General features: G+C 44.2%; 9 protein-coding genes. All 9 read right to left on the reverse strand.

Going from position 1 to position 14,203, the window contains the following annotated elements; translation table 11 throughout:
- Positions 1-33: 33 nt before the first annotated feature.
- Positions 34-3,099: a glycosyltransferase family 117 protein gene (locus ACYZ0U_RS00660; protein WP_461448757.1), complete on the reverse strand. Its 3,066-nt coding sequence runs from the start codon at positions 3,097-3,099 to the stop codon at positions 34-36.
- Positions 3,100-3,554: 455 nt separating this feature from the next.
- Positions 3,555-6,914: a beta strand repeat-containing protein gene (locus tag ACYZ0U_RS00665; RefSeq protein WP_461448759.1), complete on the reverse strand. Its 3,360-nt coding sequence runs from the start codon at positions 6,912-6,914 to the stop codon at positions 3,555-3,557.
- A gap of 44 nt (positions 6,915-6,958) precedes the next feature.
- Positions 6,959-7,450 carry a T9SS type A sorting domain-containing protein gene (locus tag ACYZ0U_RS00670; protein WP_461448761.1) on the reverse strand — a complete coding sequence of 164 codons (492 nt, stop codon included), beginning with the start codon at positions 7,448-7,450 and terminating at the stop codon, positions 6,959-6,961.
- Between the two features lie 334 nt (positions 7,451-7,784).
- Positions 7,785-9,155 carry a magnesium transporter gene (mgtE, locus tag ACYZ0U_RS00675; RefSeq protein WP_461448763.1) on the reverse strand — a complete coding sequence of 457 codons (1,371 nt, stop codon included), beginning with the start codon at positions 9,153-9,155 and terminating at the stop codon, positions 7,785-7,787.
- Between the two features lie 55 nt (positions 9,156-9,210).
- On the reverse strand, positions 9,211-10,587 hold the full coding sequence (locus ACYZ0U_RS00680) for an aspartate kinase (RefSeq protein ID WP_461448765.1): 1,377 nt from the start codon (positions 10,585-10,587) through the stop codon (positions 9,211-9,213).
- A 175-nt stretch (positions 10,588-10,762) separates the two neighbouring features.
- A complete protein-coding gene (locus tag ACYZ0U_RS00685; RefSeq protein WP_461448767.1) occupies positions 10,763-11,368 on the reverse strand; it encodes a hypothetical protein in 606 nt (201 codons plus the stop codon).
- Between the two features lie 16 nt (positions 11,369-11,384).
- Positions 11,385-12,521 carry a M20 family metallo-hydrolase gene (locus tag ACYZ0U_RS00690; protein ID WP_461448769.1) on the reverse strand — a complete coding sequence of 379 codons (1,137 nt, stop codon included), beginning with the start codon at positions 12,519-12,521 and terminating at the stop codon, positions 11,385-11,387.
- Positions 12,522-12,547: 26 nt separating this feature from the next.
- Positions 12,548-13,096 (reverse strand): N-acetyltransferase, encoded by a 549-nt coding sequence (locus ACYZ0U_RS00695; protein WP_461448771.1) that lies wholly within the window; start codon positions 13,094-13,096, stop codon positions 12,548-12,550.
- 379 nt (positions 13,097-13,475) lie between these two features.
- The gene (locus ACYZ0U_RS00700; protein ID WP_461448773.1) at positions 13,476-14,075 is read right to left on the reverse strand and encodes a peroxiredoxin; all 600 of its coding nucleotides are present in this window, start codon (positions 14,073-14,075) and stop codon (positions 13,476-13,478) included.
- Between the last annotated feature and the right edge of the window lie 128 nt (positions 14,076-14,203).

The raw sequence follows: 14,203 nt of genomic DNA on the forward strand, positions 1-14,203 counted from the left end.
ATGCGAAACACAAATTTAATTAATTGTTTATTGCTATCGTTGTGCCTGGCTCAATACACTGGCAAACTTACCCGCGTAGTCTTTATACTGCGCGGCATACTTGTCAGATAGTTCGTTTTGGTGACCATCCTTAGTAAACTGGGCCAAACCACCTAGAACCTGAACGCCGATCTCTATAGTTTCCGGATCTATCTGTCCGCTGTTATTTTGCAGCAGGTAATAGTTATAATCCAGCTGATCTGTCAGGTAATCGTCAATGTCTTTAGAGATCTTATTGCCGATCACTACATCATTCAGCCGGTACGCCGCCTGGGCCAGGTACAACTTTTTACCCTCAATCTGTATATACGGGTTAAGGTCGGGTAGCTCCTGGTCATATTTGGCTAATACTTTTAACGCCAGGTCGGGGCGTTTTTGCGCCGTTAATGCCTGTGTAAGATCAAGGAAAGCGGAGAGCAAACTGGTATACGACATAAATTTGGCTTCATGATCCAGGTATTTGGCGGTTTTAAAATTACCCCACTTAAATTTGTTCATTACATTATCGTACATCACCATGGCGTTCACATTTTCCCTTTGATTTTTTAAGGTGGTATCCGGCGTAAAAGGTATTAAATGATAGGCAAAACCTTCTTTATACAAATAGGGCTCTAAGCCGATCATATTTTCATCGCCAACGGTTGATGTAAAACAGATAGGGCGTTTCCAGTGGTTATGCGCCAGGATATCGATCATGGCTAAATTCTCCTTGGTAACATAATTAGGCGGGAACTTAAATTTCAAAGTATCCGTCAATCTCGCCCTGTCGCTATCCGGCACTACGCCACTTTTGATAACCTCATCCTTATTAATCGTGATCTTAAAGTTTTTTGTAGGCAGATAATTAGCCGACTCGCCGTTTTGGTACTGCGCCATGGTAGCCGGGTTATCCGATGTAATGAAATCAAACACGTCACTTAACTCGGTATAGCCGGGAATTTTCCTGTCATCAAAATAGATCACATCGCGCACGCCATCCTCATATTTTTCATACGGCATGGTGATCGGCAGCGGTGCGGATTCATTCATCTTGCGTGTCATTTGCCTGATATACCAGCTGCCCGAGAACAAACTCAGGTTTACAATGCGCACATCCGGGCGAATGCCTTCCACTTCCTGATCATACCATAGCGAGTAGGTATCATTATCGCCATAACAAAACAAAATGGCATTTTTTGGGCACGAGTTCAGGTAATTATAAGCCATATCATGCGGAACCATTTTGGTGGAGCGGTCATGGTCTTTCCATTCTTCTTTAGCTAATACAACCGGGCCAGCCAACAGGCAAACTGCCGTGGCGGCAAAAGCAGCAACTTTAGCGCTAAGTTTTTTGCGCAATACATCAGCAATGGCAACAACGCCAATCCCTATCCAAATAGCGAAGGCGTAAAAGGAGCCCACATAACTGTAATCGCGTTCGCGGGGTTGTATGTTGGGCTGGTTCACATAAAGCACAATCGCGATTCCGGTGAAGAACCATAGCAGTGTAACCACCAGCGCGTCTTCCTTGCGGCGGTTAAAATGGTATATCAACCCAAACAACCCAATAATTAACGGCAGGGCGAATAGTGGCGTATAAGTAACACCTTCCAAAGGCCTTGATGGGTCGCCGCCTATTACTGATTTTGGCAGATGCTTACTGCCATCAAAAATCCCCGACGTCCAGTTGCCATCAATACTGGTCATGCTGGCCATGCCTTCGGCATCATTGTAACGGCCCACAAAATTCCAGAAGAAATAGCGCCAGTACATCTGGTAGATCTGCCAGCTGAACAGGAATTTCAGGTTATCGCCAAAAGTTGGCGACTGCCCCTGCGGCAGGTTTAACCACGACGTATAAAACTGTACAGCGCTCGCGTAATCCTGGTCTCCCTGGGTAATGTACATGCGTGGCAGTATGGTGTTATGATCATAAATAAGCTTTTGTTTTTTACCGGCAACCTCATATTGGGTTTTTCCTTTACGGTAAATTGTAGCGCCGTCGGTTTGGTCGATAGCCTTCGCATCAAAATACGGACCGTACAGTAATGGCGTTTCACCATATTGCTCGCGGTTTAAATAACTATTCAGGATAAAGGCATTATCCGGGTGGTTATTATCCAGATCAGTGTTGGCGGTGGCGCGGATAGGAATATAAGCAAACGAACTATAACCCAGGTAAATAAATGTGCAGCACAAAAACGCTAAATTAAGCATTGGCTTTTTGTATTTAGTGGTATAGTATAAGCCCGCGATCAGTAACGCGATCAGCAATACGATAAATACTGCCGCGCCGCTGCCGAAGCCCATCCCTAATGTATTCACAAAAAACAGATCGAAATAAGCTATACCGATAACCGTATAATTCCTGATACCATATTGCACAAATACCAGGATAACAATACCCGTCAAAATGGCTAAAAGCGCGTTTTTAAGGGTGATCCTTTGCGTTCGGCGCAGGTAATAAACCAGTGCCAAGGCCGGGATTGTGAGCAAATTCAATAAGTGGATCCCAATGGATAAACCAATTACGTAAGCAATAAAAACGATCCATTTATCGGCGCCCGGATCATCGGCATGGGCATCCCATTTTAATATTGCCCAAAATACCAGCGCAGTGCAGAATGACGACCAGGCAAACACGATAGTTTCCACAGCAGAGAACCAAAAGGTATCGGTATAAGCGAAAGCCAGAGCGCCAACCAAACCCGCACCCATAATAAGGTATACTTTTGACTGATCCGCATCTTCTTCGCCTTTATAAGCAATCAGTTTTCTACATAGCGCGGTGATAGACCAGAACAGCAGCATAATAGTACTGCCGCTTGCCAATGCCGAACCCATATTGGTAAAATAAGGCACTTTAGCATTGTTACCCATCGACAAGAGCGAGAATGCCTTGCCCAGCATGGCGAAAACCGGATAACCGGGCTCGTGGGCCACTTGCAGGCGGTAAGCGCAGGCAATGAATTCCCCGCAATCCCAAAAGCTTACAGAAGGTTCGAGAGTGAGGATATAACTGATGGAAGCGATGGCGAAACACAGCCAGCCTAATAAAGTATTAATTTTTCTATACTGCATTGATTTAAGTTTTCGATATGTAAATATCAAATTTTAGGCGCGCAACAGGCAAACTAATTACACACTTTAACATACTTTAGCATAAAACCATTAAGTACAGCCATTTAACTTATTAGGTTTGTGTACCCCCATTAGTATTTAATATATGATGAGGAATTAAAAGCAAAAAGGTCCCGAACAGCGATTGTGAGGGACTTTTAATTCTTGTTGACGTTTTGGCCTACCCCGCCGATAGAAGCGGGCCGGGGTTATCCGTTCTTTATGCCTGCAGGCTTTAGGCGCGAAGGCCGGTATCCACTTTTATCCCTTACGCGGGGGAATTTGATAGCGCAGCAAATCTGAATTCGGTGAGTGATCAATAATTGTAATCGCAGGATCTTCTTCAACAGACCCTGCGATTACTTAATAGCCGCTTAATTATTTATAATTGTTACGCTATAGCTAATTAATTTATGTTAAAACGCATACCATTTGTTCACGCCATCACTTACCAGGCGAATAACACCAAATATTGTGTCAGAAGTACTATTAACAACCTGGTAAGCCGGGTCATATATTCTGTCGGCTGCTGCTGACGTAATTATCGTAATGCCTGAATTTGGAGTGACTGTTTGCATAATTATGACAACCTGCCCTGCCACGAATGAAGATGCGGCAGGCAATCCTACATAATATGTAGGGCCATCCTGACTGATTAAATATAAGCTTTTCGCATTTGTTGATGGTATATAAAAACTTGATGAAGAAACAGGATTTATAGTCAATATAGGTGAGGGAGGAGCCCACGCAACGCTGGTGCCATTATAAGTAAGTGCATTACCGGTTGCAGCACCTGTTGTTGATATATCGCCCGTAGCTACTTTACTAAATGTCAGGTTCCCACCTCCGCTGCCATGCAATACACTGTTAGTGCCAGCACCCTGGCCAGCAAATTGCGCGGAGGTAAGGCTAAGCGTAGTATTTGTCGCCGAGGTGACACGGCCTTTGGCGTCTACCGTAAAAAGTGATGCTCCCCCCAAAATACCATAACTACCAGCTGTAACCCCTGTTGTAGCAAGTGAAACAGCTCCTGTACTGGAAACACTGCTTACATCGCCTGATAAGCTTGTTGGCGCAGTTGGTATAGCCCCACCCGTACCTGTTATGTATACCTGGCCTGCAGTATTGGTTGTGCTTGCTGTTAGACCTGCTCCGGTAGCACCTGCATTTCCTGGTGAACCTACCGCACCCGTATTTCCGGTTGAGCCCGGATTTCCTGCTATATTTAAATTCCACGAGGTATAGGTAGGATTTCCCGGGCCGTGATAGGTATCTATAGTAAGCGTAATGCTTGCACCGATTATGTTCGTGACAATACCTTCCACATAGTCACTAGGAGTTGTGGACGATGTGAATCGAATACGTGAACCGACTGTATATGCAAATGGGTATGTGGAGACCGTGAAAGTTTTTGAGCCATAACTTGTACTGTTTGCGGAAGCAGAAGTAAAAGGGCCGTAACCATTACCGGTTGTACCTGTTGCGCCGGTCACGCCAGTAGCACCGGTCACGCCAGTTGCACCGGTCACACCAGTAATACCTTGTGAACCCGTAACACCAGTTGCACCAATAGCGCCGGTTGCTCCGGTAGTGCCCGTAACGCCGGTTGCACCAACAGAACCTGTAACACCGGTTGCACCCTGTAGGCCCTGCGCACCTGTAACACCGGTTGCTCCCGTAGCACCAACTACACCTGTATTACCAGTAATGCCTTGAATACCTTGTGAACCAGTAACCCCAGTTACACCTTGGATACCCTGTGCTCCGGTAGAACCCGTTACACCCGTAGCACCAATATCACCCGTATTGCCGGTAATGCCCTGAATACCTTGTAAACCAGTAGCGCCTGTAACCCCGGTTACACCTTGGATACCCTGTGCGCCGGTAGAACCAGTTACCCCGGTAGACCCTGTTGCGCCAGTAACCCCGGTTACACCCTGGATACCCTGCGCTCCGGTAGAACCAGTTACCCCGGTAGACCCAGTTGCGCCTGTAATACCCTGGATACCCTGAATGCCGGTAGAACCAGTTACCCCGGTAGACCCTGTTGCGCCAGTTGCGCCTGTATTGCCAGTAACGCCTTGAATACCCTGTAAACCTGTAACCCCAGTTACACCCTGGATACCCTGAATGCCTTGAGCACCTGTATTTCCTGTTATGCCCTGAATTCCTTGAGCGCCTGTTACTCCGGTTACACCCTGAATGCCTTGAATACCCTGTGAACCTGTAACCCCAGTTACACCCTGGATACCCTGAATACCGGTAGAACCTGTATTTCCAGTTATGCCTTGAATTCCTTGAGCGCCTGTTACTCCGGTTACACCCTGAATGCCTTGAGCACCTGTATTTCCTGTTATGCCCTGAATGCCTTGAGCGCCCGTTACTCCGGTTACACCTTGTATTCCCTGGATACCTTGTGAGCCTGTAACCCCGGTTACACCTTGGATACCCTCTGCTCCAGTAACCCCAGTTGTACCCTGAATGCCCTGTGCTCCGGTAGAACCAGTCGCACCAGTTATACCTTGAGCGCCTGTCAATCCGGTTACACCCTGAATACCCTGTGAGCCTGTAACCCCGGTTACACCCTGAATACCCTCTGCTCCAGTAACCCCAGTTGTACCCTGAATGCCCTGTGCTCCGGTAGAACCAGTCGCACCAGTTATACCTTGAGCGCCTGTCAATCCGGTTACACCCTGAATACCCTGTGAGCCTGTAACCCCGGTTACACCCTGAATACCCTGAATACCTTGTGCTCCCGTAACACCCGTTGCGCCCTGTATGCCTTGAATACCCTGCAAACCAGTATTGCCCGTCGCACCAACAGCACCTGCAGTACCGGTTACACCCTGTATTCCCTGGATACCTTGTGCACCCGTAACGCCTGTTGCACCCTGTATGCCTTGAATACCCTGCAAACCTGTTGCTCCTGTAACACCGGTTGCACCCTGTATGCCTTGAGCACCTGTAACACCTGTTACACCCTGTATGCCCTGCAATCCTGTAACACCCTGAACACCTTGAGCTCCTGTATTTCCTGTTATGCCCTGAATACCCTGTGCACCGGTGTTTCCCGTAATGCCCTGTATCCCTTGTGACCCCGTAACGCCTGTTGCACCCTGTACACCTTGAATACCCTGCAAACCTGTTACTCCTGTAACACCGGTTGCACCCTGTATGCCTTGAATACCTTGTGACCCCGTAACACCTGTTGCGCCGGTAGCTCCCGTAACACCAGTTGCACCTTGTAGGCCCTGCGCACCGGCCGGGCCTACAGGGCCTATTGCTCCGGGTGTTCCCGGAATTCCCTGTGCGCCATTGGTACCTGCTGGTCCCTGCGGGCCTGTAGCGCCTGTTGCCCCGGTAACTCCTTTGGATCCGCCCGGGTTAAACGAATAGATAGCATAGGGGACACTCAATAACTCTGATGCACCCAGCAGCACATAACCTGACCCCAGGTCAACCTCTGTTTGAATATATTTTTGGCCCGATGCCCAGTTGATGCCGGCATAACTCCCCTGGGTAACATTGCCGTTGCCCACACTAATGACAAACAGGCCGTAGGTATCCGTAGTTACCGTTTGTGTTTCCTGGTACTCAACCGTGCCTGTCGGCGAGCCTGTAAGAATGGACAGCCTGACATTAATCTGCTTATTGGTGAGCAAGGCTCCGTTTGAGCCACGCACGATCGCCTGGTACTTAAAGGCCTGCGATTGCGCTAATGACTTTCCGCCACAGATGAAGATGAAGAGTATTACAAGAAGTAAAAGTTTTTTCATATATCCCTATATAATTGTGATAGTTCGTTCAGTTTTATGTTTTTTTAATATTTAACCAGTTTAACCTCGCCGTGGAAAAGGGTTGGGTTGACTACCTGTACAAAATAAACACCGCCCGCGTAATGGGATATATTAATCGGGAAGTAATAATAATTTATAGCTTTATAATCTACGGTTTGCGATTGGAGGATCCTGCCCATGGCATCAAACACGTTGATCGTGTAAACTCCGTCGGGTACATGGTTAAAGGCAAGTTTAACTACCCCGCCATTGGCCGGGTTAGGAAAAATACTCAGTGATTTGGGCGAGTTTGCCAAAACCTGCGATACTTCAAGGTCGGGCTGCTCAAAGCCGGTGGTTAAATATAAGTGGGGGTTGATCTCTGTATTGGATAACAGGCCGCCTATAGCTTCGCCCGCAACAAAACTTAACGTAACATCAGCATTTTTGTAGGTATCACCCGCTGAAGACACTACCGAACGGGTTATATATTGCGCATGAGAAGCACGTACTGCAAATACAGTTACGCCAATCATTAGGAAATTGCGCGTTAAATTTTTCAACGCCATAAAGATAAACTTATTGCAATTATTCATAGAAAATATTTCACAACCCTGGGCTATGGATATCTCTTAGAATACAACTATTGCTTTTTTTGCAGTTATAAACTTTGTACTGGCGGATGGGTGCCGCGTTTATTAGCAAAAAGCCCCAAACAGCGATTTTAAAGGACTTTTAAATTTATTTTTAATAACGATGCCCTTTGTTAAGGCTATGCCGGCACAGCATAACTTAATTTTTGACTTGTTGACGAACCTTGCCCGCTGAGAGAAATGAGAATAGGTTTTGAAGATTAAATTATCTTGTTTTTTATTTCAAATAGATGAGGCCTGCTATTGTAAAGTAGATGATCAACCCGGTAACATCTACAAGTGTGGCTACAAAAGGTGCAGATGAAGTTGCAGGGTCAAACTTTAATTTTTTTAATATGATTGGGATCATTGAGCCGCTTAACGTACCCCACATCACAATGCCTATCAATGAGAAAAAGATAGTGGTACCCATCAATAAATATCTTGCACCGTAATTATACCAATGCAGGTACTGCCAGGTAATAATCCTTAAAAAGCCTATAGCGCCTAAAATAATACCTAAAATCAGGCCTGAAAATAATTCGCGCCTCATTACGTACCACCAGTCTTTTATAGTAAGTTCTCTTACGGCTAATGCACGTATAATTAAAGTTGCCGCCTGCGAGCCGCAGTTCCCCCCGCTTGATATGACCAGCGGCACAAATAACGCTAATACAACCGCTGTCGCTATCTCATCCTCAAAATGGCCCATTGCAGTGGCTGTCAGCATTTCGCTCAAGAATAAAATGATCAGCCAGCCGGCTCTTTTACGTATCAATGAAAATAAAGGCGTCTTTACATAAGGGTATTCTAAAGATTCAACCCCGCCAAACTTCTGCATTTCTTTTGTACTTTTTTGTTCAGCAACATCAATCAGATCATCAATAGTGACAATTCCCAGCAAAACGTTATCCGTATTGGTTACGGGTAATACAGTACGGTTGTATTGCTTAAATTTAGCTATAGCATCATCAACGGAATTATCGATCACCAATTTGATATAATGATCATCCATTATTTCCCTTATTGTTTTGGAATTTTCATTAAGCACCAGTTTTCTTATCGGGATGTCATCAATCAGCTTGCCCTCCCCGTCCGTTACATAAACTACGTCAGCAATGTCATTATCTTCATGATGCAAACGAAGGTATTCTGTTGCCTGTGCGATGGTCATATCTTTATTAATGGTACAAAAGGAAGTATTAATCAAACGGGCCACACTTTGCGCCGGATAACCCAGCATATCCTCTGTGTCTTTACGGTTCTTATCATCCAATAATTTTAATAGCGTGCTTCGCTGCAGACCGTTGATGGAAGAAAAAAAAGAATACCTATCGGTTGAATTTAAATTATTGAGGAGAAATGTTGCTTGATCATGGGCCATTGCCTCTATCATGCATTTCTGTAAATATTTACCCAGGAATTTAAAAGTTAGCAATTGCGATTGCCCGGGCTGCGACACGAATGCTTCGATAGCCGTTTTAACAGGCAGGCCATTAAGTATTTTCGCAACTTCTGATGGGTGAATTTGCTCGTGGTTTTTTGCGGAAAAAAGAGATGTGAAACTATTATGCAGTATTTTTTCTTTGATTTTATTTAATTTAGTCATCGGTAGTCGTTCTGAATGGTTTTAAATTCGTGATCTGTATCATGGTTTAAAAACATTAACCCATAGCTTTATTAATGGCAACAATAGCTGTTTTAAAATGCTCGCGCGCTATTAAATATTGAATGTTCACTTTTCTTATTGCAAAACCGGCACTTTTAATATTTATACCCTGCTCGGTTAATGCGTAAGCACTTTTCGCCAGCAGGCCGGGTTGGTCCATATTAGAACCTAATAAACATACCAGGGCAACTTTTTCGATGGTTACTTTTTCAAATAAATTTTCCAGGTCAACGATCAGCTTTTTGTTAAAATCGCGCTCCCATATAACTGTTGAAATACTATTGGCGCTTGTAGCTTTAAACGAATAGCTCACATTATGTTTTTTAAATATCTGCATTATTTCCAGGTCGCTGCCAACATTACCCACCATTGAGGGGTCGTAAACATCAATCACCAATACCTTATCGGTTCCGGTGATCACTTCAACGCGTTTATGTTCGCAAATAAACTCTTTTGTGATCAACGTGCCCGGGTGAGCGGGCTGAAACGTATTTTTAATACGCAGGTTTATCCCGTTGATCTCCAGCGGCTTTGAAGCTTTCGGGTGGATAGCTTCCATACCTACGTCAGCAAGCTGGTCGGCAATATCATAGTTGGTAAAACCTACCGGCAAGCAATTGTCCAGCCCAACAATGGCCGGGTCGGCGGTTGACAGGTGGTACTCTTTATGAATAACCGCCTCCTGTGGTTTTAAAAACATAGCTATCTTGCTAAAGGTAACCTCTGAATATCCCCGGTCAAATTCCCGCATAATACCTTCAGTTCCTTTGGCGTAACCTGTAACAATACAAATGGTATTGGCAATATCAACACCTGTAAAGGCATGTTTTATCCGCTGATCAATCGTGTAGGCGTTATGATCTCCAAATCCACTCAAGTCAATCAGGGTAGCTTTGATACCCATATTTTGCAGAATATTGGTGAAATTAAAAGCCGAGTGGCTTTCTCCGATTGAAGCAAGTATTTCCCTGGCGGCCTGTAATATTCCTTCCTTACTCACATAGCCTGAGGCTAATATATTCGCCAGGTTCTCTAAAAATTTACCGGCCTCGCTGATGTGCTTTTCAATATAGGTATCGGCCACGGCAAGGTCGAGCCCAAGTTCTGTATACTTTTTATTCAGGTTTTTTAACTGTGCGGTTAACTCTTTTAAAGGCTTATGAAAATCCTGGTATTTAGCTATGCGGTGATATACACCGGGTTTTCCCGTTTTTTTATTTTCAAGCAACATATCAGTCACTCCTGCGAAAGCAGATACCACAAATACCCGGTTATATAACTGCTCGCCGCTTCTGTTAAATAAAATAATATTATTAATAACCTCTTTCAGGGCAGTCATGGATGTGCCGCCGATCTTTTCCACTGTTAACATGTTTCAATTCTATTTCTTGCTAAACTAAAAGTTTATTAATATTATTTACAACTTTCAAAATAATGTATGCCGCATATTATAGCAATACACAATGCCGTAATTACGCCTAAAACAAAAATCCACGAATGGATTTTTAATAATTCCTTTTTCATCCTATTAAATTTGATGGTATCAATTAATTTGAATTGATGCTTTTCACGTACAGATCATTGATCTGCCGGTGTACCAATTCAAGGCTTTTTATCTGTTTAGTAGAATTCGATATGAAATAAAGTCCTATCACATAGGTTATAAAACTCACCGGAGCGGTTATTTTTAATAAGTAGCTTAACCCGTGATTTATATCTCTAAAAAAGAAGATGCTGGCAACTCCCAGCAATACCGCATACTCCACCAGATAAAGCGATATCAATTTTCGCTGAGCAGACAGTTTATTAAGCTGATATTTTAAATACGTTTTATTCGCGTAATAAAAATAGCTGCGCTTATAGGTCATGCCTTTCCAAACAAAGTAGATTAAAATGCCCATCAGCAAATACATACTTATCAAGCTGCCGATAAGCATCAAAGTATGCACCCCCTTAAAGCTTGAATAGATCCTGGCAATTGATATGATCAATATCAGGTAGCTCCATACCGAACACAGGGTACTCCATAATAGCATTTGCTGTACTTTGTCATCTATGCTTTTAAGTTTTAATTTAAGTTCATCATCCGTTGCAATGTCTTCTTTAAAATACAGCAAAAGTTTCTTGCTGATATTTTCCGTTCTTTTTTCCATAAAGGATCAAGATATATTAAGCATTGTCTTCTTCGGGGTTGTGAATAAGGCAATACACTATTGTTTTTAATAAACTGACATAGATATTAATCCCTTCTTTGATTTCATCCACCAGGATATATTCATTCGCCATGTGCGAGCGCGCTGAATCGCCCGGCCCCATTTTTAATGACGGCACGTCCAGCCAACCCTGATCGGAACTTGTAGGCGATAGATATGTCTTCCGCCCCAGCGCTATCCCTGCCCTAACCAATGGGTGGATCTGATCAATGCAGGATGGTTTTACAATACCATGGCGCGCAAATACATCGCTAACAGTGTGATTTTTAATAATGGCTAAAACCTCGCCCGGGGTGTAACAGTCATTCAGGCGTACATCTACCGTAAAATGGCATTCAGAAGGAATAATATTATGCTGGATACCTGCTTTTATTTCTGTAACGGTCATTTTTATATTCCCCATAAAAGCAGATCTTTTTGGAAACTGAAAAGAACTGAACCACTGGATGTCGGCCATTGCCTTATACAGGGCATTAACACCTTCATTCCTGGCGGCGTGCCCGGCTGTGCCATGGGCTGTGCAATCCAAAACCATGCAACCCATTTCGGCGGTTGCCAGTTGCATTTGCGTAGGTTCGCCCACAATGGCGAAATCAAGGTGGCCAAGCATTGGCAATAATGTCTTCAATCCATTATCACCCGTGTTTTCCTCCTCGGCGGTAGCGGCAAAGCATAAGTTATAACACAGGTTGGGGCTGTTATAAAAATAAATGAATACCGCCATTAACGATACCAGGCAGCCACCGGCATCGTTACTGCCCAGGCCGTAAAGTTTGCCATCACGTTCCTCCGGAAAAAACGGGTTGCGGGTATAGCCCTCATTAGGCTTTACGGTATCATGATGTGAGTTTAACAGGATAGTTGGCTTTGCGGGATCGTAAAATTTGTTAAAAGCCCATATATTGTTGAAAAGCCTCATCGTGCTGATATCCCTGTTCTCCATAAAATCACGGATCAGATCGGCCGTTTTATGCTCCTCGCCGCTAAACGAAGGTGTAGCGATCAACTGTTTTAAAAGCATTAAGGCATCATCGGCAAGGTGCGACAATTGCTGATCTCCTTCTAAAATTTCATCAATTAACTGAAGTGACATATCGATATTTTTTTAGTTTTTATAGATTAGTTATGGTTAGTTGGCTTAAACATCATGGCGGTACACAGGCAGTTACCCCTGTTTTTACTTTCGAGGATGTTGTGGTTAACACAACTTTTGCAGCCCGCCCAAAAAGATTCGTCATGCGTTATCTCGGAGTAAGTCACCGGCTCAAAGCCCAGGCGGCTATTCAGTTTCATGATGGCCAGGCCCGAAGTGATAGAGAAAATATCCGCTTCAGGATATTTCTCGCGGGATAAATTGAAAACCTGCTCTTTGATGGACGCGGCCACACCCCTTTCGCGGTAAGCGGGGGAAACGATCAGACCGCTATTGGATACTAATTTGCCGCTATCCCAAACTTCTATATAGGAAAAGCCCACCCAACTGCCGCAATCAGAAACGGCCATAACCGCTTTACCTGCATTAATTTTTTCGATGATTGATGCCAATGATCTTTTAGAAATCCCGGATCCCCTGGCAATTGCCGAGCGTTCCGTTTCTTCTGAAATTTGCTGTGCATAAACATTATCTGAAGGTTGTGCCAACCTTACAATTATTCGTTCACCTTCCATTTTATTTTGTTGATTTATCGTAGACCGGGAGGTTTATTTCCGGACAGATCATGATCAACCAAAAGAGTGCCTGCGATGGAATTTTGAACAAAAAGCGCCTTTAAACTAAATTAAGGCGCTTTTTAATTTGCCGGGGATTATAGTCGCCAAATAATCCTATCAAATTGGTATGGCTTTTTCCCGGTATGAAAGGTTCAGGTAAAATAATAAGCTACAGGATTGTTCAGTACACTCAGGGTCTCTCGCAGAGAACCCTGAGTGCGATAGCCCGGCAGACTATGAATGTGAAAACGCAAGGCCTTCTTAGAAAGACCCTGCGGGAACTATAACTTATAAATGCACGCAGATTGGAACCGTACAATTGAACCTCGGCCCATAATTATAGCGCTTTTACAATCGCCAGTGATTTTTCTACGTGCTGGGTAGGTGTAATATGGTCATTATCTGATGAAAATACCGCTATAATTTTACCGTCTTTACCGATAACATAAGTAGTACGCGGGATGAAGCCATGGTTAAACTCAATGCCACGTACGTCTTTCATGCTAACCGTGGGTTTATTGATGACCAGTCCATAGGTTGCGGCGATCTTGCCGTCGGCATCCGAGGCTACCGCAAACTTGCCCGCGCAATAACTGGGATCAGCGGAAAAAGCATTCAAGCGCTGGATATCATCGCCGGAGATCCCGATAATGGTGGCTCCTGCCGCTGTAAATTTCTCTTTCATCTCGGCAAATGCATGAGCTTCGGCATCACAACCGCCGGTATAAGCAGAGGGGTAGAAGTAAACCACAACCGGCCCTTTAGCAAGCGCTTTTCTTAAAGAAAAACTAAACTCGCTGCCGGCAAGGCTGGCAGGCGCGGTAAATACGGGCGCCGCATCTCCTTTACCCAACATTTTGGATTGGGCAAAACCGGGGAATGCTGTAAGTACTAAAAAGCTAAAAATTAAAAAGGAAAGGCAGTTTTTCTTGTTCATGGCAGATGGTTTTGATTTTTTAAAGATGTTAAATCAAATCTACGATAGTTACGCGCAATTAGGTTGCGTTAAACCTCTCTTTTTTAATTTTTTACAAACCTTTTCTGTCATTGACTATTGTTATCTTC

It is taken from the genome of Mucilaginibacter sp., assembly GCF_965225845.1.
Classification (GTDB): Bacteria; Bacteroidota; Bacteroidia; order Sphingobacteriales; family Sphingobacteriaceae; genus Mucilaginibacter.